This is a genomic window from Helicobacter rodentium ATCC 700285 (assembly GCF_000687535.1).
Lineage (GTDB): Bacteria > Campylobacterota > Campylobacteria > Campylobacterales > Helicobacteraceae > Helicobacter_D > Helicobacter_D rodentium.
This window is the reverse complement of record NZ_JHWC01000001.1, coordinates 1-21,532: the sequence shown is the minus strand read 5'-3', so window position 1 is coordinate 21,532 and position 21,532 is coordinate 1. Positions and strand designations below refer to the sequence as shown.

Below are 21,532 nucleotides of genomic sequence, written 5' to 3'. Positions count from 1 at the left end.
AAATACTTTTATATTTTATCATTGTATAATTTTTTAATATTTTTTAAAATTTTAAGGATTTTTTTGAAACTCGCAGTGTTTGATTTTGATTCCACTTTAATGGACGGAGAAACAATTAATTTATTAGCAGATGCCAATGGTAGCGCAGAAAAGGTAAGTCAAATCACCAAAGAAGCAATGGCGGGTAAATTAGAATTTTATCACAGCCTACAAAAACGCGTGGAAACTCTAAAAGGTATGCCTTTAGAGAAAGTTTATGAAGTGTGTAACCATTTCAACTACAATCCCGGAGCGCAAGAATTAATTACCGGGTTAAAAAAACGCAACTATAAAGTAATAGTCTTTAGTGGTGGTTTTGATGAGGGAGTGAGTGCTGGACAAAAAGTATTGGGTTATGATATGTATTTTAGCAATACTTTGCACCATAAAAATGGAATCTTAACAGGTGAAGTAGGCGGTGAGATGATGTTTGCATATTCCAAAGGGCGTATGCTTGAAAAGCTCCAATCTCTATTGAATGCAACCTATGAAACCACAATAGTCATTGGGGATGGCGCAAACGATATTTCAATGTTTAAATATGCAAGTAAGAAAGTTGCATTTTGCGCAAAACCTATTTTAAGAGAGGCTGCAAATATCGTCATTGATGAAAAAAATTTAATGTTAGTAGAAAAATATCTTGACTAAGGAGAGGATATGCAAGAAAATACTTCACTTTCGCTTTGGTGTGATTTTATAGAAAGGGATTTCCTTGAAAATGATTTTGTTAAGATGATTGAGGGAGATTTAATAGAAGGCGCGACAAGCAACCCATCTATTTTTCAACAAGCCTTTTTGGGCGAAAGTTATCAAGAGCAAAAAGATTCTTTAAAGGGCAAAAGCGCAAAAGAAATTTATGAATCACTAGCCAAAACAGACATTCAACGCGCAGCAGAGCTTCTTAAACCCCTTTATGATGCAAATCCTAACAATGGCTACATCAGCATTGAAGTAGATCCTAATTTGTGCGAGGACGCAAAGGCAACAATTGAAGAGGGAATCCGCTTGTTTAACGATATTGGCTATCCCAATGTGATGATTAAGATTCCAGCTACAAAGGCAGGTTTTAGCGCAATGGAGGAGTTGATTGCGCACGGAATCTCTGTGAATGCAACTTTAGTTTTCAATAAAGAACAAGTAGTGGGTTGTATGGAATCCTTTAAAAAAGGCTATGAAAAGTTTAAGCAAACAAGCAAGAAAGACATTAAAGACTATCCAAGAGCGGTTGTGAGCGTATTTGTTTCGCGTTTTGACCGCAAATGTGATTCCATCTTGAAAGAACACGGAATCCCTGCTGCAACATTGGGAATCAAAAATGCACAATATCTTTACCAAGTTTTAAACTCTTACACGCTCCCAGCAGTGCGCATTTTATTTGCAAGCACAGGCGTCAAGGGCAATGAATTAGAACCTGCCTATTACATTAAAGAACTCTATCACCCTTATGCAATCAATACGGCACCGCTCACGGCTTTAAATGCGTTTGTGGAACTAGAAAACATAGAGGAAGCTTATTTGCCAAGCCTAGAGGAGCTAGAGGAGTTTTTTGCAAGTGTTAAAGAAGCAGGAGTGGATTTAAATGCAGTCAGCAAGGAGCTTTTAGAGCAAGGGTTGGAGGATTTTAAAGTCGCATTTTCCAAAATTTTAGAAAGTTTATAGAAAGATTAAACATATTTTTTGCAAAAAGTGCTATAATAGCGACTTTTATTTTAATTTTTAAGGATAGCTTATGTTAAGTGGAATAATTAGAGAGAGTATTTCTAAGTCTGACGCAAAGACTTTAAGAAAAAATGGTTATCTAATTGCCAATATCTATGGAAAAGGCAAAGAGAATATCCATTGTGCGTTTAAACGCAACGACTTCATTAGAGAAGTTAAGAAAAAAACAGATTTAATCTTTGAAGTAGAAGTTGGCGCACAAAAATATCCTGTGGTGATTCAAGAATACCAAAAAGATCCTGTTACAAGTGAAATTATCCACGTAGATTTGATGTTAGCGCAACAAGGTGTGGTGGCAAAATATTCTGTAAAAGTGCGCACGATTGGGACACCAAAGGGGCTTAAAAATAAAGGTGTTTTAATGATGTCCAAAAAACGCATTAAAGTAAAATCTGCACCAGAAAATTTACCCAAAGACTATGAAATCAATGTGAGTGATTTAGATGTAGGTGATGTTGTGCTTGTGCGGGATTTACCAGCATTTGATGGAGTAAAAATCGTAGAACGTGATGATGTTGCAATCGTTGGTGTGATTAAATCTCGCTAAAATGTTTTTGATTGAATGTTTTTGATTGTAGGCTTAGGGAATCCGGGAAAAGAATACCAAAACAACCGCCACAATATCGGGTTTAAGGTTGTGGATTCCTTAATCCAAACGCTAGGTGCTATGAAGCAAAGTAGCAAAAACTTCCAAGGGGAGCTTTATAAAAGCTCCACGCTTCTACTTTTAAAACCCTCTACTTTTATGAATTTATCGGGAGAATCTGTGCAAAGTGTGCTGAATTTTTATAAAATCGCAGATTTTTTAGTGATTCACGATGAGCTAGATTTGCCTTTTGGAGCGGTGAAATTTAAATTTGGTGGAGGGAATGGCGGACACAATGGCTTAAAATCCATTGATTCTTTGTGTGGCAATGCGTATTATAGAATCCGCTATGGAATCGGAAAACCCGCTATTAAAGCACAAGTGATAAATTGGGTTTTGCAAGACTTTAGTGCTTTAGAGGAAGAACAAAACCAAACATTGATTGCGCATTGTGCTAAGGCAGCTTTAGAGATTGCAAAGTTAGAATCCTCCAAAGAATTAGCCAATAAAGTTTCTAGCATTTTTACTTTGGTACCAAAATTGCAAAATGAATCTCCAATTCAAAATTTGGACAAAGATTTTATAAAATCGCGTTTTAAAGAAACCAAATGAGTTTATTTTTTCGTTATATTGGACTTTTATATTTGAAATATTTTTGTATTTTATTTGTTTCGCTAGAATGTTTTTTTGTTGTTATTGATTTGGTAAAATATTTAGATGATTTGCCTAATTCTGCAAACCTCATTATTCTTTTATTGATTTATGACTTTATGTATGCTAGTCAGTTTATTTTACCTCTTTCATTGATTTTAGCACAAATTGTGCTTGTCATCGTTCTGCTTAAAAGCTCACAATGGACTGCGTTTTTAGCTCTTGGTTATTCAAAATTTAAAATCTTTTTACCGATTTTTGCTCTTAGTTTTTTGATGAGTTTTATTTTTATTGTGTTAAATGCAACTCCTTTTGCCTATGCAAAAGAGAGGGTGGATTTGATCATTGATGAGGGTTTTTTGGGGAATTTTAAAAATGATTTATTCGTAAAATACAATAATACATATATCTATTTTGAAAAAATTTTTCCATTATTGCAAAATGCAGAGGGGGTTTATGTGTTTGAATTTAATGCGGATAATCATTCCATTTTGCGCATTGTAGAATCCCGAAAAGCTATTTTTAATGGAGAGGAATGGGAATTACAAAATGTTGTGATTACAAATTTTGATCATCATCTGCAAATTGGACAAAACCCTTTAGATATTCAAAAAAGAGAAACCTATGTAACCTTGTCTGGATTTAAGCCAAAAATTTTAGAAAATATCTACGAAAAAAAGGGGAGTATCTCTATTATGGACGCTTATGAGGCAATTTCACTTTTAAAAGAGCAGGGAATCAATACACAAAAAATTCGTAGTTTGCTTTATAATTTAATATTTTTTCCGCTTTTTGCTCCTTTGATAATGATTTGTCTTGCTGATTTTACTCCAAACTCCAATCGTTATGCTAATTTAGGCTTGGTTACAATGGGTATGATTTTGGTGGTATTGACGATGTGGGGGATATTTTTTAGTTTTTCAAGATTATCCATTAGCGGCTTTTTACAGCCTGAATTTAGCATTTTGATACCCATTTCAATATTATTTTTGGTAAGTTTTTGGACATTATCAAGAATGCAAAAGCATTAATTTATATCAAGGAGTAAAAGATGACAGCACTTTTAAGCGTGAGTGATAAGAGCGGAATCGTGGAGTTTGCGGAGGGCTTGGTTACATTAGGATATACAATTCTATCCACAGGAGGAACTCTAAAAACCCTTCAACAAAGCGGAATAGAGGCTTTAGATGTGAGTCAATACACACAAAGCCCAGAAATGTTTGATGGGCGCGTCAAGACTTTGCACCCCAAAATTCACGGCGGGATTCTTTATCGGCGCGGGAATACAGAGGATAAAAGAATCGCAGAGGAGTTTGGAATCCGCGATATTTCTCTAGTCTGCGTCAATCTTTACCCCTTTAAAGCCACCATAGAGCGCACAGACGACTTTGGTGAGATTATTGAAAATATTGATATTGGCGGACCTTCAATGGTGCGTGCTGCGGCAAAGAACTTTGAATCCGTGCTAATCCTCACAAATCCTGCGGATTATAATGAAGTCTTAACGCGGCTTCAAAACAACCAAAATACCTTGGAATTCCGCCAAAAGATGATGATTAAGGCTTACGAGCATACCGCGCATTACGATTGCACCATTGCAAACTATATGAATAAGCGATTCAATGGTGGCTTTGGAGAATCGCATTTTATTAACGGAAAGCTTGTCGCACCCACGCGTTATGGAGAGAATCCACACCAAAAAGGCGCGTATTATGAGTTTGGGGATTTTTATTCCAAGACTTTTCAAACGCTTAAGGGCGAGATTAGCTTTAACAACCTCACAGACATTAATAGCGCGGTGAGAATCGCCTCTAGCTTTGGTAAGCGTCCTTGTGTCTGTATCGTCAAACACGCTAACCCTTGCGGATTCGCACTCAAAGACACTTTGTTAGAATCCTACATACAAGCATTAAAGTGCGATTCTATCTCTGCTTTTGGTGGTGTCGTGGCAGTCAATGGAATCGTGGATTTAGAACTAGCCCAAGAAATCAATAAGATTTTCATTGAAGTGTTGGTTGCCCCGCAAATCACACAAGAAGCCTTAGCACTCTTTGAAACAAAGAAAAAAATCAAACTTTTTATCTGCGGTGGAGAGCATTTGCAATTCCCCAAAGATGCGCAGGATTTCAAACACATTGAGGGTGGGTTCGTCTTACAGGATTCCGATTCCATTACAGAGGGCGAAGTCAGAAACGCTAAATGTGTGAGCAAGACACAAGCGAGCGCATCGCAAATGCAGGATTTGGAGATTGCCTATAAAGTCGCGAGTTTTGTGAAGTCAAATTGTGTCGTGTATGTCAAGGATTCCGCAATGGTTGCGGTGGGTATGGGAATGACAAGCCGCGTAGATGCCGCAAAAGCCGCAATTAAAAAGGCACAAGAAATGGGGCTAGATTTAAGAGGTTGCGTGTTGGCAAGTGAGGCGTTTTTTCCTTTTAAGGATTCCATTGAGGAGGCGCATAAAGTGGGCGTGAGTGCGGTGATTGAACCCGGTGGTAGCATTCGTGATGAAGAGGTGATTGAATGCGCAAACACAAATGGAATCGCACTTTATTTCACGGGCAAGCGGCATTTCTTGCATTAAAGGAGTAAGAGTGCAAAACTATCCGATTCTTTTAATCGCCACCGAAAACTATGTGCCTTTTGCTGCTTGTTTAATGACAAGCATTATCCATAATACGCATAATAGTGCAGGGGGGGGGGCAGAATAAACCTTATTGCTTCTATGTTTTAAGCGATTCTCTTTGTGCCACCACACAAGAAAAACTCCTTAGGCTTCAATCTAAACTCTCCGCAATCTATCCTTGCGAGATTTTTATTCATCTTTGCAAGGATACGAAGTTTAGCGCAAAACAGCTTCCTGCACTCAATGGAAATTATGTAGCGTATTATCGGCTTTTCTTTGAAAAATTTTTCCCAAAAACTGCGCAAAAAGTATTGTATTTAGACATAGATATGTGTGTTAGGGGATTTGCGAGAGATTTTCACTATGGATTTAGGAGATAAAATTTGTGGTGTGATGCTAGACTTTTATAGTGCAAATCGCAGATTAATGCCAAAATACCCAACTTGTCCGATTCTCAACCTCTCCCAATCCTATTTTAATTCTGGATTGCTTTTAATTGATTTAGAAAAATGGAGAACGCAAAACACAGAATCGCAAATTGCACAATCCCTTGATTCTTATCATTTTAAGGAACACGACCAAAGCATTTTGAATTTTATCTTACAAGACAAAGTCAAGATTCTACCTTTGCAATGGAATCTCTTGGTTTATCATTATGCCAACTCTAAAGCTTACGATGAGGGAAAGAAATATAATGTATCCTATACGCGCGAAGAACTTCAATGTGCTTTAGAGAATCCCAAAATTCTGCATTATTATTTAGACTACAAACCTTGGAGGGACGATAAAATCTATGTGGATACTAAGGGTGAGTTTTTAGGCAAGTATTGGTGGGATATTGCGCAAAAGACACCTGTTTTCACAGAGGAGCTTATGCAACTGAAAGAATCCGCTAGTCAAGCGAAGGCTTTTCAAGCAGCTTTGGGATTCCTTTTGTTAAAATTTGCGCGTTTTGGACTTTATTTCTTGCTTCCTATTTTAAGCTATTGGGCAATGAAAAAGGGTTTGAATCATCAAGCTTCACAAGAGATTCCGCGAGGCGACTATAACCTTTCCATAGAAATAGGCAAAGAGGCAATCAAAGCCTACAATAAAGGCAAGGGTAGATTGCTCACCCTGCCTTTTAGAATCCTCAATCTACAAAAGAGATTCCAACTTGCTAGAAAGAGGCTAGGGGATTAAAATGTATCCTTTACTTTTATGCCGTCCTTGCGTCCTCCTCATTGCGAGGAGCGAACGCAGTGAGAGACGAAGCAATCCATAAGCATACTTATAAATTTCACCACCTCGTCATTGCGAGGCGTTAGCCAAAGCTATCTATAATCTTGCAAACCAAAGATTCTACCATTTTGTCATTGCAAACGAAGTGGAGCAACCCCTAACACAGAATCTTGCTTAAACTCTATAACTTCAAGCTTTCAAAGATTCCATTGTTAAATCTAATTTTTGCTTGATTATAGATTGCCACGATTCCACAAGTAGAATCTCGCAATGACGAAAAGCAAACTACCTCGTCATTGTGTCTCCCACTCCTATCATTGCGAGGCGAAGCCGAAGCAATCCATAATCTAATATACAGAAAACATTGCAATGAAATCCTTAAAGAATGCGAGATTTTAGATTGCCACGATTCCACAAGTGGAATCTCGCAATGACGGAATCAGCAAGTAAGATTCTGTATTGTAGATTGCTACATTCCGCTAATACTCTGTTTATAATGACGCAGTAAAATGCTTTATTAAGACTCCTCCTCAAAATCATTCTTGCCTCGTGCGATGAAAATCACACGCGTTCCACTAAAATCAAATTTCTCTCGTAAAAAATTTGCCAAATACCGCTTATAACTAAAGTGCAAAGAATTAGGGCGATTCATAATCAGAGCAATTTGTGGCGGTTTGCTATCAAATTGTGTCGCATAATAAATTTTTACAATCTTTCCGTGATCGCTTGGGATTAAATGCCTAGAAGTTGCTTCTTTGATGATTGCATTGAGCTTTGCAGTTGGAATCCTAAAGTTAAAATTTTGATACACGCGTAAAATCTCTTCTTCTAATTTTTGGATATGTCGCCTATTTTTAGCCGATATTGTGAGGGTTGGAGCATATTCTAAAAACTTAAAACGCATTTTAAAATCCTCCATAATGCCCTTAAAATCTTTGTGTGCAATATCCCATTTATTCAAAACTACAATCACTCCAAGTTTAAATTCATCAATCAACCCTGCAATCTTTTCATCTAGCTCTACAAAAGGAGCGGACGCATCAAGCACTAAAATTGCTATATCTGTGCGTTTTAACACTTCGCGTGTGCGCTGCATTGCAAATTTTTCTAAGCCCTCAATTTTTCCTCTTTTGCGAATCCCAGCAGTATCCACAAAATTCACTTGACGCCCTGCAATTTCTCCTATTTCATCAACAGGGTCTATTGTAGTTCCTGCAACATTGGATACTACCGAACGCTCCTCTTTTAACAACGCATTTAAAAGTGAGCTTTTACCGACATTTACGCGCCCAATGATTCCGATATTAATCCTAGATTCCTCTTGTGATTGCGCAAGAGGATTGGATTCTAAAAACTCCTCCAAATCCTCCTCTTGCTCTGCGTTTAAAAGCTGTTCTAACGCTTCATTTTTAAGTGCAGAAACGATAGCATTTTCAAGCTCTAAAATTCCACGATTGTGTGAAACAGAGATGTAAAAAATTTGCTTTGCACCAAACTCCATAAACTCCCACGCATTTTGCTTTTCTTTATCATTGTCAATTTTATTGACAACTAAAAAAATGTTTGGATTTTTGCGCTCTAGGGAATAAAAAATCTCTTTATCTGCCTCTTGTGGGGGGATTTTTCCATCTACTAAATAAAGGATTAAATCTGCATTTTCACTTGCTTTTATGGATTGCTTAAAGACATTAGCAAACAAAGAATCCTTGTCGTCTAATCCTCCTGTATCCAAAAGCAAAAAGGGTAAATTTTGCAAAAAGATAGTTGCCTTTTTCACATCACGAGTCGTGCCTGCAATCTCTGAAGTAATTGCGATTCTCTGTTTGCAAAATCGGTTGAATAAGGAGCTTTTACCCGCATTGGGTCTCCCGATAATTGCAATATTTCCATAAATTTTATCCATATTGGTAGCCTTTTAAATTTAAAGTTTGATTTTACTTGAAGCTTTTGTCTTTGTCAAATCTTTATCTTAAATTTAAGCAATAAGATTTTACGATTACAAAAAAATAGGGAATCAAAATGGAATCCAACAAACAAGCAATCATTGCGATATTCCTTGCAGCATTGCTTTTTACTGCTATGGGAATGTTTGTCAAAGTGCTAACCCCAAATTTACCCGTGATAGAAGTTGCATTTGCGCGGAATTTTTTTGGATTGCTTTGGATTATATGTGCTTTAATGTTGAATCCTCCAAAATCTCAACAAGGCGGTAAGCCCTTTATTTTGTTTTTTCGCGGATTTGCAGGTGGAAGCGCGATGATGGCGTATTTTTACAATATGTCTGTAATGTCTTTAGGTACTGCTTATGCTTTTTCTTATACCTCGCCAATCTTTTTAGCCCTTTTAAGCGTCCTCTTTGTGCATAAACGCGTTTCTTTAAAAACTTGGATAGCAATTTTAATGGGTTTTAGCGGAATCCTATTAATTTCAAACCCACAAGGCACAGATTTAAGCCTCTTTGGATTCCTTATTGGGATTTATAGTGGAATCGGTGCAGCCCTTGCATATCTCTCTATTGCCGAACTTGCTAAAAACTATGACCCAAGAGTGATCATTGGTTCTTTAATGTTTAATGGCTCTATCCTAGCACTTCTGCCACAACTTGTATCTTATCAAGATTATCCCATTGCTTTATTTGAACCCTTTGTAATGCCTAATTTCAAAGAATGGCTTTTAATCATTGCGCTTGGGGTTGTCTCTACTTATGCGCAAATTTATTTAACCAAAGCTTATAGCTTAGGCAATCCCCCAATCATTGGCGCAATCTCTTATATCACAATTTTTATGGCAACTTTAGCAGGTATTATTTTGGGCGACCAAGTGCCACACGGATTCGTAGTTGTTGGTATGATTTTAATTGCTTGCGGAGGGATTCTAGCCGCATTTTCAAAGAAAATAAAAAACTAAACCTCGTTATTGTAAGAGTGAAGCGAACAAAGTTTTAATTTTGCATAAAGAAAATTTTGCAATGGAATCTTTAAGGCGAGATTCCGCATTATAGATTGCCACAAATTCCTAAGATTTTCTCACAATAACACAATAAAGAAATGTAAAAATAGCAAATATCTTGTAAAAATCAAGCAAAAAGCGTTATAATTCAAGCTTTATATTTAAGAAGTATTCTAAAAAGATTAAAAGGAATATCGGTGCCAAAAGACGCACAATATGAAAATTTCACTGAAGTTTTAGAAAAAATCCAAGAACCTATCCGCTATAAAGTTATTTTGTTGAATGACGATTACACAACACAAGAATTTGTAATGGAAGTCTTACAGAGTATCTTTCATAAAAATTTTGAGGAATCGCTTAATCTAATGTTGCAAATCCACCACAATGGCAAGGGAGTGTGTGGAATCTATCCTTATGATATTGCAGAGATTAAGGCAATTCAAGTGCGTAAAATGGCTAAAGAAAAGCAATATCCCTTGCGCGCAATTTTAGAAAAAATATAAGAGTAAAGAAATGTTTGAAATTAGTAAAGAATTAAATCTTGTATTACAAAATGCACAAAAAGAAGCAAAAACAAGAGGACACGAGTATTTGACATTGGAGCATATTTTTCAAGCTTTATTAGAAAATCCAAAAATTATCAAAGCATTGCAAGAATGCGGTGGAAATATTGATATTATGAAACAGCAAATCAAAAGATATTTAGAACACTTTTTAAATGCTTTTCCTGAGTATAAAAACAACAACGAAATGCCACAAGAGACTTTAGCGGTTACACGCGTAATCGAAATGATGATAAGCCACGTGCGTGGCTCGCAGCGTAAGCAAGCCCAAGTGAGTGATTTGCTTGCGGCTATTTTAGAGGAAGAAAAGGCATTTTGCACACAGATTTTAAAGACGCAAGGAATCACGCGTTTAAATATTTTAGAATACATCACAGAAAACCAAGAAGAATTTAATATGGATTCACAAAGATCCGACAACAAAGGAATACTAGATTCCAATGAAAAACAAGAGGAAAAGCCAGAATCCGCACTAGAAAAATACTGCACAAATCTTACAAAAGAGGCAAAAGAGGGCAAGATTGATCCCGTTGTGGGCAGGGAGTTAGAGATTCGCCGCTGCTTTGAGATTCTACTTAGAAAGAAAAAGAACAATCCGCTTTTGGTGGGAGAACCCGGAGTGGGTAAAACAGCGGTTGCAGAGGGATTAGCTCTAAAAATTGCGCAAGAGGATAGCCCTTTAAGTAGCAATGAAGTTTATATGCTGAATATGGGCGCACTTGTGGCAGGAACGAAATATCGCGGGGATTTTGAGAAGCGCATTAAAACATTAAGCGATGAAGTGTTGGAGCGAGGCAATGTGATTTTATTTATTGATGAGATTCATATGCTAATTGGTGCGGGAGCTACAAATAGTGGCAGTATGGACGCGAGTAACTTGCTAAAGCCAATGCTTGGGAATGGGAAGTTGCGTTGTATTGGAGCAAGCACCTATGCAGAGTATCGCACCTTTTTGGACAAAGACAAAGCACTCTCCCGCCGCTTTGCTAAAGTAGAAGTGAAAGAACCTAGTGAGGAGGAGAGTGTTTTAATCCTAAAAGGAATCAAGAAATACTACGAACAACACCACAATGTGCATTATAGCGATGAAGCCATTGCGCTGATGGTAGAACTCTCAACGCGTTATCTGCACGAGCGATTCTTACCGGATAAAGCCATTGATATAATGGACGAAGTGGGTGCAAGTTACAAGCTAGACAATAAAAGCGGAAAAGTCAGTCTGCAAAGCATTAAGCAAATGGTGGCAAAAATGGCTAAGATTCCAGAGATTGAGGCAACAAAAGACGATAAAAGTCTGCTAAAAAACCTAGAAAAGCATTTAAAAAGCAGAATCTTTGGGCAAGATAATGCGATTAGCGAAGTTGTGAGTGCATTAAAACGCAATAAAGCAGGGCTTGGCGCACCCAATAAACCCATTGGTTCTTTTCTCTTTAGCGGTCCAAGTGGTGTAGGAAAGACAGAGTTAGCAAAGGAGATTGCAAAATCTTTAGGTATTAACTTTGAACGTATGGATATGAGTGAATATATGGAGAGAATCTCTAGCTCCCAACTTATCGGTGCTTCTGCGGGATATGTGGGATACGAAAAAGGTGGAATCCTAACCGAGATGATTAAGAAAAATCCGCACACTCTGCTACTATTAGACGAGGTGGAAAAGGCGCACCCTGATGTGCTGAATATCTTTTTGCAGGTAATGGATTATGGAAAATTAACGGATAATAATGGGCAAAGCGTAGATTTCTCCTCTGTGATTTTGATTTTAACTTCCAATGTGGGTTCTAAGGAAGCCCCCGTGCTTGGCTTCAAACAAGATACTTCCTTGCGTTTTTCTAGTGCCATTAAGGATCATTTCTCTCCAGAATTTAGGAATCGCTTAGATGCCATTATTGCCTTTAATCCGCTAAGCCCGAAAGAGATTCTACAAATTGTGGATAAAAACATTGCGGATTTAAATGCACAAATTGCGCCAAAGGGTGTGGAAATTGTTTTAGAAAAAAGTGCGCGGGAGCATTTAGCGCAAAGTGGCTTTAGTGCAGAGCTTGGAGCGCGTCCTCTTGCGCTTGTGATTCAAAAAGAGATTAAAAATGCTTTGAGCGATTTAATGCTTTTTGGTGCGCTTAGTAAGGGTGGAATCGTGCGTTTTGCCTACACAAAAGAGAAATTTACCTACAAGGTGGAATCCCAAAAGATAAGACTTGCGGATTCTAAAGATTCTAAGTCCCAAGCGCAAAAAACACACAAAACACCCAAAAATTTAAAGAATCAAGGCGATTCCAAAGAAAAGACAAAAGCACAAACAAAGGCAAAAAATGCCTGATTTATCGTGGGATTTGGAAGCGCATATCGCTGCAGTATATCGTAGAAGTGGGTATTTGCACGGAATCGCAGAGACAGAGCTTAGCGCAAAACCTTTGGAATCTTTCGTGGGATTGAAAAAGGAGATTGCGCTTCTTTGTGCAAATACAGAGGTTTTTTTGCGTCAAGGTTTAGGCGTGAATGTGTTGCTTTGGGGAGCAAGAGGGAGTGGCAAGAGTTCTCTTATTCTTGCTTTGCTTTTGCGATACTATAAAGAGAATTTAAGAATCTTGCAAATAGATAAGGAATTTTTAGAGATTCTGCCCGAAATTTTTGATTCTTTACGCACGAAAACTTATTCATTCATTATTTTTTGCGATGATTTGAGTTTTGAGAATGATGAGAAAAGTTACAAAGGTTTAAAGAGTGTGTTGGAGGGTGGATTGGAATCGCAGCCTAACAATATTAGAATCTATGCGACAAGCAATCGGCGGCATTTATTGCCGGAATTTCACGATGAAAACGAGATTTTTGGGTATGAGGGCAATGAGGATAAAATTGCCCTAAGCGATAGATTTCCTCTCTGTATTGGATTCTATGCGCACGGAAGCAGCGAGTATTTAGAGGTTTTGAAGCAGTATTTTCTGCAAAATCAAGCATTGCCACAGAATTGGGAGAGGATTTGCCAAAAGGCAATGCAATACGCGGGACAAAAAGGAACGCGCAATCCTCGCACTGCCGCTCAATTTTACGCACTATATCAAAGTGGCTTGATGGATTATTTATAAAAGGAGAGAGAATGATTAGAAAATGTTTATTCCCGGCTGCGGGTTATGGCACACGATTTTTACCCGCTTCCAAAGCGATTCCAAAGGAAATGTTACCCATTGTGAATCGCCCCTTGATTCAATATGGCGTAGAAGAGGCAATGGAGGCTGGAATCTTTAATATGGCGATTGTTACAGGGCGCGGAAAAAGGGCATTAGAAGATCATTTTGATATTGGTTTTGAGCTAGAATCTCAACTCAAAGGCACAAGCAAAGAGAATCTCTTAAAAGACATTCGTCATATTTTAGAGACTTGCAACTTTTCTTACACGCGTCAAATGGAGATGAAAGGCTTGGGACACGCGATTTTGTGTGGGGAAAATCTCATCGGTAATGAACCTTTCGCGGTAATTTTGAGTGATGATTTATGCGACAATGCAGGGGAGGGCGTGTTAAGCCAAATGTGTAAAATCTATGCAAAATATCGTTGCTCCATTGTTGCGGTAGAGGAAGTCGCACAAGAGGAAGTGAGCAAATATGGGGTGATTGCGGGACGCAACATAGATGAGAATGTATTTGTGATTGATAATATGATTGAAAAGCCAAGCATAGAGGAAGCTCCGAGTAATTTAGCCATCATTGGACGCTATATCTTAACGCCGGATATTTTTGAGATTCTACACCAAACAAAACCCGGCAAAAATGGGGAGATTCAAATCACAGACGCACTTTTGGAACAATGCAAAAAAGGAATGGTGCTTGGGTATAAATTCAAAGGAACGCGCTATGATTGCGGAAGTGTAGATGGGTTTGTGAAAGCGACCAATGTGTTTTATGAGAAATTCTTAAAAGGCAATAAAGAATAATGTATAGCTTCAGCTTTTACCTTTTTGTTTTTTTGCTTTTATCTATTTTGATGCTCCCATTCTTTTTGCTTGCGGGAGGATTTATTATTTACGAAAGAATACAAGCTTATCTTGCGGTATTAAGGGGAAGAGAGAAAAAATTTCAAAATATTAATTACCTTATTTCAATTTTTAAAGATGAAAATTCCGAGCAAGAATTGTTAGAGGAAGCCTTAGAATCGTTCAATAAGAATTTTTTGCACTTTGGAGACATTAACAAAGAGAGTAAAGAATATCAAGAGCGCATTGATTTTATTGGTGCTCTTTCTTGGTGTCCTAAAATGGATATTGATAGGGTTGTAAGCTATCGGGAGGAGATTGTAAAAGCGAATCCAAATTATAAAAAAGAAATAGAAACGGTGATTGGTTCAGCATTAAAGAATCGTGATGAGAAAAAAGGTAAAAAGAAATAAATATAAAAGAATAGGGAGGCAAAATGGATTATCTGGCATTACAAGGCGGTGTGCGATTAAATGGAGCAATTAACATTGCAGGGGCAAAAAATTCTGCTTTGCCCTTGATTGCTTTTACCTTGCTGACTAAAAACAAGATTACACTTGAAAATCTACCCAATGTCGTGGATATTAAAACTTTTTTTAATCTACTAACCATGCTTGGTTGTGAGGTTAGTAAGATAGATGACCATACAACGTGTGTAGAGATTTCTAAACTTAATAGCACAAAAGCCACCTATGAAATTGTGCGCAAAATGCGTGCGTCTATTTTGGTGTTAGGACCGCTTTTGGGACGATTTGGGCATTGCGAAGTGAGTTTGCCCGGAGGCTGTGCGATTGGTGCTAGACCCGTTGATTTGCACATTAAAGCCTTAGAGAAAATGGGTGCAGAGATTAGGATTGAGGGGGGTTATATTGTCGCAACCGCGAAAAATGGGCTACAAGGTGCGACAATCAATTTTGATAAAATTACGGTTACAGGCACAGAAAATATCCTAATGGCAGCGGCAATGGCAAAGGGTAAAACAACCATTATGAATGCAGCAAAAGAACCCGAAGTTGTGCAACTCTGCGAAGTTTTGCGCGATAGCGGTGTAGAGATTAGTGGAATCGGAAGCGATACGATTGAAGTGTATGGCACAGAGGGAGAAGGGCTAGAGATACCTACAAACATTAAGGTGATTCCAGACCGCATTGAAGCAGGAACTTATTTATGCGCGGGGGCGATTACAAATTCACAAATTACTCTACATAGTGTTGAACCCAATCACTTGGGCGCAGTGATTGCAAAGCTAGAGGAAATTGGATTCCGCTTGACTTTCAATCAAGATTCCATTACCATTTATCCGACAGAGAAGCGCAATGCCTTTACGCTCTCCACAACAGAATATCCGGGATTCCCCACTGATATGCAAGCGCAGTTTATGGCGTTAGCGACACAATGTGAGGGGAGCAGTATTATTGAGGAGAGGCTTTTTGAGAATCGCTTTATGCATGTAAGCGAGTTGCAAAGAATGGGAGCAAATATCTCTTTGCGCGGAAATACCGCAACGATTGATAGAAGCCATTTGATTGGAGCAGATGTAATGGCGACTGATTTACGCGCCTCTAGCGCGTTGGTTCTTGCGGGTTTAATCGCTAAAGGCACAACCAATATTCACAGAATTTATCATTTAGACCGTGGTTATGAGGATTTGGAAGCAAAACTCACAAAACTAGGTGCTCAAATTTCTCGCTTAGAAGAATAGGTGCTTATGGAGATTCCGCATATTCCTGTTTTATTGGAGCAAGTTTTGGAATCCTTTGACGCACCTTTGGTGCAAGAGGGTGGGGTGCTACTTGATTGCACATTGGGCTTTGGCGGACATAGTGAGGCACTTTTAAAAGCTTATCCCAAGTTGCGCATTATCGGCATTGATAGGGATTGTGCTGCGCTAGAGTTTGCAAAGAATCGGTTAAAAGGCTTTGATGGGAGATTTTCTTGTCGGCTAGGAAGTTATAGTGCGGTGGTGGCGGAGCTTTTAAAAGATTTAGATTCAAAACAAGAAATAGTTGGAATCCTCGCAGATATTGGTGTATCCTCAATGCAGTTTGATAATAAGGAACGTGGATTTTGTTTTGATTCAGAACAACTAGATATGCGAATGAATCAAGCACAAATTTTAAATGCTAAAGAGATTGTCAATACCTATTCTCTTGGTGAATTGGAGAGAATTTTTAGAGATTTTGGAGAGATTAGAGAGTATAAAAAGTTAGCGCGTTTGATTGTAGAATCAAGAAAAATAGAGAAATTTACAAGCGCAAAAGCCCTAAGTACTCTGATTGCAAAACACTTTAAACACCCCAAGATTCACCCCGCCACACAAGCCTTTCAAGCCTTAAGAATCGCAGTCAATGATGAGCTAGGAGAGTTGGAGCGGTTATTAAAAGCCATAGAGGAGAATCCTTTGCGTAAAGAGGCTAGGGTTTGTATCATTGCATTCCATTCTTTAGAGGATAGAATCGTTAAAATGGCTTTTAGAGAATGGGAGAGGGATTGCATTTGCGATTCTAGTGTAATGCGCTGTGTATGTGGGGGAGGGCATAGAAAAGGGCGTAATCTCTATAAAAAGCCACTTAGTGCAAGAGAAAATGAATTGCAAAGCAATCCGCGCTCACGCAGTGCAAAGCTAAGAGGCTTTGAGTTTGGGGGATAGTGTGGAATCATTTGAGGATTTGCGCCTAGAGAAAAAGGACAAAATACAAAAGCGTGGGTTTTTGGAAAGATTTTTTAAGAAAGAAAGTAATATTTCTGAAGAAAATTTGGATTTTTTGGAGGAGCGATACACGCAGGCTAGTAAGGATTCCGTTCAAGAGGATTCCAAATTACAAAAACACGATAAGGAAATTGCGCTATTAGACGATTTATCGCTTAAGCCAAAAGAGGGGAATTTTACACAAACGACACAATTTGTGGGTTTGAATCCAGACGAAAAAGAAGCAGTTTTAGAGGTAGATTTAAACTTTAATGAGATTCCATTTCGGAGCGTATGTCTCGTATTTGCGCTTATGTTTGTGGCTCTTCTAATCTTTGTGCCAAAAATTTATATTCGCAACAATATTTATTATACGAGCCGCAGTCTTGTTCAACTTCAAGTGCAACTAGATTCTTTAAGCGAGGAAAATAAGCATATCAAAAAGCAATTAGAATATATTAAATTCAAGAATCTAACGCACGAACTAGATTTTTAATAAAACACACAATCAAATAGAATAGGGCGGTGCAGAATCCCTTTTCTTAAGCTTCAAATTTGAAAGAAGCACTCTTGGACGAATTATACTCCCGTAGGTTAGATTCGGAATTATCAAGCTTTTTGCCTATCCATTGTGCGCTATATTGTTCATAAGAAGCGGTGATTGTAAGCGCATTTGAGCTTTTGAGCCAATCTTTAGTGGCGGGATTGTTTTGCTCATTGTTTGGAATCCCAACAAACATTGAAAGACTAGAATTAAGCTTATTTTGCAAATCAGCAAAAAGTGCAGACATATCCCCTTGTGGATTCTTTGCGTTTGCTTTTTGTATATTTTGCAAAGCTTTGGATATGGAATCTCCCGTGCTTTCAAACAAGAAAAGCATATTGTCAAGCCCGCTTTTCAAGCTTTCTCCAAAGTCGCTAAAATTGCCATCAAAATCTACATTAAAAATTTGTCTTGCAAAGAAATTTTTAAGAGCAGAAGCGATGGATTCTTGCCCATTTGTAAGCTGATTTTCAAGGTTTTTGCCCAAAGCGAGTTGGTTTCGTGTTGCCATTTTATTGCCATTTTTGTCAGTAAATTCTGCATTAAAAGTTACAGCAAAGGAAGTGGAATATTGCAGAGTTTGTGTAGATTCTCCGCTTGAATTATTACTTAAGGTTAATTTTAAGTTTTGCGTAGATTCAAAACTTGTAGTATTAAAGAGTGATCCTATATATACGCCACCTTTAGAACCGCCGGGTGCATTAGCGGCTGAAGCGGGTAATTGGGAGTTTTGAATAATAGTTTTTAGCATCATATCAGCATATTCATTGTATCCGCCCTCCAGTGCGTCTGCTAGATTCCTTAACATCACATTGGCTAGACTATTATGCGCCTTATCTATGGGGGTGATATTTAGCAGACTTTGCTTAATTTCGCTCTCTATCGTTGTTGTTTTGGTGTCTTGAGTATTTGCTTTAGCGTTCTTACTTTCTGTGTTGTCGCTATTGTTGTGCTCTTGATTTACTTTTGGTTTAAGATTCTCAAACGCACTTGAGGCAAAAGGGTTTTTAAAGGGGTTGGTTTGAAAAGAAACAGCCATTAGATTCTCCTTATAATTTCGTATAATATCGTAAAATTTTTAAGAAACTTTAGAGTAAAAACAAAAATAAGAAATAAAAATGCTAGATAAGCCATTTTAGTTTTTATTGCAATCAAATTTTATACTCCTGTTTGCGTTTGATATTCCTAAAGCCAAAGATTAAAGAATTGTAAAGAATCTTGGGAGTTAAATTTAAATTCTTGCTTAAACATACTTAACCATATACAATTTTTCCAATAAAACCAAAAATTAAACAATTCTTAAAAATAGGAGGATTTATTTAATATTTTGTATTGAAAACTACAATTTTCAAACTTTTTTATCCCATTGAGTTACTTTGCGCAAATATTTTTCTTAAGTAGATTTACTTATTCCTCTATTTTTTATATAATGCCAAGGAATAAAATTTAAGGAGTTTTATGCGCTATCCTCTTGACTTTAAAGATGATTTTCCTCTGAATTTATTATTCTGGATGGAACGTTTTATTTACAGCAAACTTAATAGCTTATCCAATCATCAAGTAAGTGACAAAAAAGAAATTATAAACGCCTTAAATAGCTTAAGGCGTGGAATCGCAGACATTAAAGACTTAAAAGAAGTTTGTAGGCAATGCCGAAACGCTGGATTGATTGGCATTAATACTTATATCCAACCGCTTTTGAAACTTTATGACTACTTAACTTATTTGGGACTTGCAAGCATCAAAGAAGTAGATGAGGAAATGCTGAAAGAATTTTTAACCATTCATACAAGCGCACTTTCAGACGCAACAAAGAAAAACTATCGTATGACACTGCTAAACTTTTTTGGCTTTATTGACAAGCAAAACGAAGATGATGAGGGAGCTTCTTATAACTTCCACATTGAGCTTAAAAATTGGGGTGGATTGCGTGGAAAGAGTGGAAAAAAATTACCCTCTTATATGAATGAGAAAGAAGTACATCGCTTCCTTAGCGGGATTGATTCCTTTCCGTTTAAGCACGAATCTTTAGGTGCGCGCAACCGCTTAGTATTAAAAATTATTATCTACACAGGAATCCGCGTTAGCGAAGCATTGAATCTTAAAATCAAAGATATTATGTTAGATGGAGATTTTTTTATTATTCAGGTGCGCGGTAAAGGCAATAAACCGCGCGTTGTAATGATAAAATCAAAAAATATTCATTATGATTTTTCAAATTGGATAAATTCTCGTCCCAACGAAGTGCAAGATGATTTAGTTTTTTGCAACCAAAAGGGCAAAAAACTTACCCAAGCTTATGTTAGCCGCATTGTTGAACAGGTTTTGCTCACAAATGGAATCCGCAAAGAAAAAAATGGTGCGCATATGCTTAGACACAGCTTTGCCACCCTACTCTATCAAAAAAGCCAAGATTTAGTATTGGTTCAAGAAGCACTTGGACACGCTAGTTTAGATACTTCACGCATTTATACACATTTTGACAAGCAAAAACTAAAAAGCACAACCGAAATAATGAATTAAATTTAAAAAACGATTATAAAGGTTATTTTTTGCAAGATTATAGATTGCTTTGGCTAACGCCTCGCAATGACGAGATGGTGGAAATTTCATTATTGTCCTGCTTTTTGTCATTGCGAGAAAAGCTTTAGCTTTTCGTGGCAATCCACGCTCTCCACTGCGTCATTGCGAGATTCCACTTGTGGAATCGTGGCAATCTATAAGTTTGGATTGCATACCAAGTTTCACTCACCTTAGCATAAATCCACAACGCACAACGATTTAAGAATTCTTTAAACGGGGGGTAAAATTTATATTTATTTGCAATAAGGAGCAGACAATGAATGCGATTAATTCAAGCTATGGCTACCAAATGGCACAAGCAAATGCAAAAGCGCAAGGTGCGAGACTCGTAAGCTACACCAAGACAGAGGATATGGCGGTAAGCACGATTACAAACGATGCTAAGAAGCCACAAACCTTAGAGGAATTACAAAAGGAGCTTATGGCAAAATATGGCGTCAATCAGGCGGGTAAGACCATTGAAGGAATCCCAGCTTCCATTAGCGTGTCTCCCGCTTTCTTGCAAGAAGCACTGAAAAATCCGGAAAAAATGCAATGGCTAGAGGAGAATTTAGAGGCTATGCAATCCCTCAATACAGGAATGTTTGCAGGAACTCTCACGCAGGTGAGTTATAGCATAGACGCCAAAGGTGAAATCACGATGATAGGAAGCGGCACAAGCGACCCTGATGGCAGAATCGCAAGGGAAAATGCAAAGCGCAAACAAGAGGAGGAAAGATTAAAGGAAAAGCAAGAGAAAAAGCGGTTAGAGGAGCAAAAGGCGTTGGAGGAATCGCTATCTAAAGCGCAAGAGGCGCAAAAGGGCGATTTGCATTTCACCTTTAATGTGAGCGGGGCAAATATGGAAACAATCCAAAACAAGATTCAAGAATCCCTGCAAAGCAATATGCAAAGCCATTTGAATGTGCAGGTATAAGGAAGCAGTTTCTGTTATTACGAGAATATGTAAAACAAATATTCGTCACTGCGTCATTGCGTCCTCCCCTGTCATTGCGAGAAAATTTGAAGAATTTTCGTGGCAATCTATAATGTAGCATACTTTAGGTTTTGCAATGGAATCTTAACTCTATCTCTTATATTCCTCTTTTAACTTACGCGCTTTGCGTATAAAGGTAAGAATCCCCCCTCCCCCGCAGAGATAGAAGTAAGGAAGGCTTCTCCTAGTTTATAAGAGAAATAGTTTTTGATTTTTAAAGATTCTTTATAATCTGGATAAGATTCTAAAGGAGGAAGTTTGAGGTGAGGATTGTTTTTGATATTTGTTTGGTATTGTTTTTGTTTGTTTTTGTGTTTTAGAATTGTAAGTAGAATCTTAAAAGGAAGTTTAGAGATTCCAAAAAGAGATTTAGAATCTTGGATAAGGATTTGTCCTAGTTGGTAGTTAAGATGATTTTG

At 37.7% G+C, this 21,532-nt stretch carries 22 protein-coding genes and 2 pseudogenes; 20 read left to right on the top strand and 4 right to left on the bottom strand.

What is annotated here, in order from left to right; all coding sequences use genetic code 11:
• Window positions 1–63 precede the first annotated feature (63 nt).
• The 7 genes and pseudogenes from serB to BS85_RS09930 all read left to right on the top strand — a co-directional run bounded on the left by serB (window position 64) and on the right by BS85_RS09930 (window position 6,803).
• On the top strand, window positions 64–687 hold the full coding sequence (gene serB / locus BS85_RS0100115; RefSeq protein ID WP_026942998.1) for a phosphoserine phosphatase SerB: 624 nt from the start codon (window positions 64–66) through the stop codon (window positions 685–687).
• A gap of 9 nt (window positions 688–696) precedes the next feature.
• Window positions 697–1,698: a transaldolase gene (locus BS85_RS0100110; RefSeq protein ID WP_026942997.1), complete on the top strand. Its 1,002-nt coding sequence runs from the start codon at window positions 697–699 to the stop codon at window positions 1,696–1,698.
• A gap of 70 nt (window positions 1,699–1,768) precedes the next feature.
• Window positions 1,769–2,305, top strand: a complete 537-nt coding sequence (locus BS85_RS0100105; RefSeq protein WP_026942996.1) for a 50S ribosomal protein L25/general stress protein Ctc — start codon at window positions 1,769–1,771, stop codon at window positions 2,303–2,305.
• A gap of 15 nt (window positions 2,306–2,320) precedes the next feature.
• Complete coding sequence (pth, locus tag BS85_RS0100100) at window positions 2,321–2,956, top strand: aminoacyl-tRNA hydrolase (protein WP_026942995.1); 636 nt, start codon at window positions 2,321–2,323, stop codon at window positions 2,954–2,956.
• Window positions 2,953–4,026, top strand: a complete 1,074-nt coding sequence (locus tag BS85_RS0100095; protein ID WP_026942994.1) for an LptF/LptG family permease — start codon at window positions 2,953–2,955, stop codon at window positions 4,024–4,026. Before pth ends, BS85_RS0100095 begins: the two co-directional genes overlap by 4 nt.
• A 20-nt stretch (window positions 4,027–4,046) precedes the next feature.
• Complete coding sequence (gene purH / locus BS85_RS0100090) at window positions 4,047–5,579, top strand: bifunctional phosphoribosylaminoimidazolecarboxamide formyltransferase/IMP cyclohydrolase (protein ID WP_026942993.1); 1,533 nt, start codon at window positions 4,047–4,049, stop codon at window positions 5,577–5,579.
• Between the two features lie 104 nt (window positions 5,580–5,683).
• A pseudogene (locus BS85_RS09930) lies at window positions 5,684–6,803 on the top strand (glycosyltransferase family 8 protein).
• Between the two features lie 220 nt (window positions 6,804–7,023).
• On the opposite strand, the gene BS85_RS11140 reads toward BS85_RS09930, so the two are convergent.
• On the bottom strand, window positions 7,024–7,212 hold the full coding sequence (locus tag BS85_RS11140) for a hypothetical protein (RefSeq protein ID WP_156937985.1): 189 nt from the start codon (window positions 7,210–7,212) through the stop codon (window positions 7,024–7,026).
• Between the two features lie 15 nt (window positions 7,213–7,227).
• On the opposite strand from BS85_RS11140, the gene BS85_RS11975 reads away from it, so the two are divergent.
• A complete protein-coding gene (locus tag BS85_RS11975; RefSeq protein WP_281173546.1) occupies window positions 7,228–7,350 on the top strand; it encodes a hypothetical protein in 123 nt (40 codons plus the stop codon).
• 9 nt (window positions 7,351–7,359) lie between these two features.
• Here BS85_RS11975 and der read toward each other — a convergent pair whose 3' ends face one another.
• Window positions 7,360–8,745 (bottom strand): ribosome biogenesis GTPase Der, encoded by a 1,386-nt coding sequence (der, locus tag BS85_RS0100075; RefSeq protein ID WP_026942992.1) that lies wholly within the window; start codon window positions 8,743–8,745, stop codon window positions 7,360–7,362.
• 116 nt (window positions 8,746–8,861) lie between these two features.
• On the opposite strand from der, the gene BS85_RS0100070 reads away from it, so the two are divergent.
• The 9 genes from BS85_RS0100070 (at window position 8,862) to BS85_RS10995 (ending at window position 17,506) form a co-directional block, all read left to right on the top strand.
• Window positions 8,862–9,749 carry a DMT family transporter gene (locus BS85_RS0100070; protein WP_026942991.1) on the top strand — a complete coding sequence of 296 codons (888 nt, stop codon included), beginning with the start codon at window positions 8,862–8,864 and terminating at the stop codon, window positions 9,747–9,749.
• 239 nt (window positions 9,750–9,988) lie between these two features.
• Window positions 9,989–10,294, top strand: a complete 306-nt coding sequence (locus BS85_RS0100060; RefSeq protein WP_026942990.1) for an ATP-dependent Clp protease adaptor ClpS — start codon at window positions 9,989–9,991, stop codon at window positions 10,292–10,294.
• Window positions 10,295–10,304: 10 nt separating this feature from the next.
• The gene (locus tag BS85_RS09925; protein ID WP_084310095.1) at window positions 10,305–12,671 is read left to right on the top strand and encodes an AAA family ATPase; all 2,367 of its coding nucleotides are present in this window, start codon (window positions 10,305–10,307) and stop codon (window positions 12,669–12,671) included.
• Entirely contained in the window at window positions 12,664–13,437 is a 774-nt protein-coding gene (locus BS85_RS0100050) for a DUF815 domain-containing protein (protein ID WP_026942989.1), read from the top strand. The genes BS85_RS09925 and BS85_RS0100050 overlap by 8 nt, the downstream gene beginning before the upstream one ends.
• Before the next feature lie 11 nt (window positions 13,438–13,448).
• Window positions 13,449–14,282: a UTP--glucose-1-phosphate uridylyltransferase GalU gene (gene galU / locus BS85_RS0100045; RefSeq protein WP_026942988.1), complete on the top strand. Its 834-nt coding sequence runs from the start codon at window positions 13,449–13,451 to the stop codon at window positions 14,280–14,282.
• Window positions 14,282–14,734 (top strand): hypothetical protein, encoded by a 453-nt coding sequence (locus tag BS85_RS0100040; RefSeq protein ID WP_026942987.1) that lies wholly within the window; start codon window positions 14,282–14,284, stop codon window positions 14,732–14,734. The genes galU and BS85_RS0100040 overlap by 1 nt, the downstream gene beginning before the upstream one ends.
• A 23-nt stretch (window positions 14,735–14,757) precedes the next feature.
• Window positions 14,758–16,023 carry a UDP-N-acetylglucosamine 1-carboxyvinyltransferase gene (murA, locus tag BS85_RS0100035; RefSeq protein ID WP_026942986.1) on the top strand — a complete coding sequence of 422 codons (1,266 nt, stop codon included), beginning with the start codon at window positions 14,758–14,760 and terminating at the stop codon, window positions 16,021–16,023.
• Between the two features lie 6 nt (window positions 16,024–16,029).
• Window positions 16,030–16,971: a 16S rRNA (cytosine(1402)-N(4))-methyltransferase RsmH gene (rsmH, locus tag BS85_RS0100030; RefSeq protein ID WP_026942985.1), complete on the top strand. Its 942-nt coding sequence runs from the start codon at window positions 16,030–16,032 to the stop codon at window positions 16,969–16,971.
• A gap of 1 nt (window position 16,972) precedes the next feature.
• Complete coding sequence (locus BS85_RS10995) at window positions 16,973–17,506, top strand: hypothetical protein (RefSeq protein ID WP_026942984.1); 534 nt, start codon at window positions 16,973–16,975, stop codon at window positions 17,504–17,506.
• Between the two features lie 46 nt (window positions 17,507–17,552).
• Here BS85_RS10995 and BS85_RS0100020 read toward each other — a convergent pair whose 3' ends face one another.
• Complete coding sequence (locus tag BS85_RS0100020; protein ID WP_026942983.1) at window positions 17,553–18,593, bottom strand: hypothetical protein; 1,041 nt, start codon at window positions 18,591–18,593, stop codon at window positions 17,553–17,555.
• A gap of 419 nt (window positions 18,594–19,012) precedes the next feature.
• On the opposite strand from BS85_RS0100020, the gene BS85_RS0100015 reads away from it, so the two are divergent.
• From BS85_RS0100015 to BS85_RS09920, 3 genes are all read left to right on the top strand, one after another.
• Window positions 19,013–20,077 carry a tyrosine-type recombinase/integrase gene (locus BS85_RS0100015; protein WP_026942982.1) on the top strand — a complete coding sequence of 355 codons (1,065 nt, stop codon included), beginning with the start codon at window positions 19,013–19,015 and terminating at the stop codon, window positions 20,075–20,077.
• Between the two features lie 66 nt (window positions 20,078–20,143).
• Window positions 20,144–20,311 carry a hypothetical protein gene (locus BS85_RS11135; RefSeq protein WP_156937984.1) on the top strand — a complete coding sequence of 56 codons (168 nt, stop codon included), beginning with the start codon at window positions 20,144–20,146 and terminating at the stop codon, window positions 20,309–20,311.
• Window positions 20,312–20,393: 82 nt separating this feature from the next.
• A complete protein-coding gene (locus BS85_RS09920; RefSeq protein ID WP_051604605.1) occupies window positions 20,394–21,053 on the top strand; it encodes a hypothetical protein in 660 nt (219 codons plus the stop codon).
• Window positions 21,054–21,223: 170 nt separating this feature from the next.
• On the opposite strand, the pseudogene BS85_RS11685 reads toward BS85_RS09920, so the two are convergent.
• Window positions 21,224–21,532 (bottom strand): annotated as a pseudogene (locus tag BS85_RS11685) (alpha-2,3-sialyltransferase); the annotation flags it as partial.

Bases quoted from the DNA above. Each gene is read 5' to 3' on its own strand.
- der (WP_026942992.1), bottom strand. From the start codon at position 8,745: ATGGATAAAATTTATGGAAATATTGCAATTATCGGGAGACCCAATGCG.
- rsmH (WP_026942985.1), top strand. From the start codon at position 16,030: ATGGAGATTCCGCATATTCCTGTTTTATTGGAGCAAGTTTTGGAATCC.
- BS85_RS11975 (WP_281173546.1), top strand. From the start codon at position 7,228: ATGCGAGATTTTAGATTGCCACGATTCCACAAGTGGAATCTCGCAATG.
- BS85_RS09925 (WP_084310095.1), top strand. From the start codon at position 10,305: ATGTTTGAAATTAGTAAAGAATTAAATCTTGTATTACAAAATGCACAA.
- galU (WP_026942988.1), top strand. From the start codon at position 13,449: ATGATTAGAAAATGTTTATTCCCGGCTGCGGGTTATGGCACACGATTT.
- BS85_RS11135 (WP_156937984.1), top strand. From the start codon at position 20,144: ATGACGAGATGGTGGAAATTTCATTATTGTCCTGCTTTTTGTCATTGC.
- BS85_RS0100095 (WP_026942994.1), top strand. From the start codon at position 2,953: ATGAGTTTATTTTTTCGTTATATTGGACTTTTATATTTGAAATATTTT.
- BS85_RS0100105 (WP_026942996.1), top strand. From the start codon at position 1,769: ATGTTAAGTGGAATAATTAGAGAGAGTATTTCTAAGTCTGACGCAAAG.
- pth (WP_026942995.1), top strand. From the start codon at position 2,321: ATGTTTTTGATTGTAGGCTTAGGGAATCCGGGAAAAGAATACCAAAAC.
- BS85_RS0100015 (WP_026942982.1), top strand. From the start codon at position 19,013: ATGCGCTATCCTCTTGACTTTAAAGATGATTTTCCTCTGAATTTATTA.
- purH (WP_026942993.1), top strand. From the start codon at position 4,047: ATGACAGCACTTTTAAGCGTGAGTGATAAGAGCGGAATCGTGGAGTTT.
- BS85_RS0100110 (WP_026942997.1), top strand. From the start codon at position 697: ATGCAAGAAAATACTTCACTTTCGCTTTGGTGTGATTTTATAGAAAGG.
- BS85_RS0100070 (WP_026942991.1), top strand. From the start codon at position 8,862: ATGGAATCCAACAAACAAGCAATCATTGCGATATTCCTTGCAGCATTG.
- BS85_RS0100020 (WP_026942983.1), bottom strand. From the start codon at position 18,593: ATGGCTGTTTCTTTTCAAACCAACCCCTTTAAAAACCCTTTTGCCTCA.
- BS85_RS09920 (WP_051604605.1), top strand. From the start codon at position 20,394: ATGAATGCGATTAATTCAAGCTATGGCTACCAAATGGCACAAGCAAAT.
- BS85_RS0100040 (WP_026942987.1), top strand. From the start codon at position 14,282: ATGTATAGCTTCAGCTTTTACCTTTTTGTTTTTTTGCTTTTATCTATT.
- BS85_RS0100050 (WP_026942989.1), top strand. From the start codon at position 12,664: ATGCCTGATTTATCGTGGGATTTGGAAGCGCATATCGCTGCAGTATAT.
- murA (WP_026942986.1), top strand. From the start codon at position 14,758: ATGGATTATCTGGCATTACAAGGCGGTGTGCGATTAAATGGAGCAATT.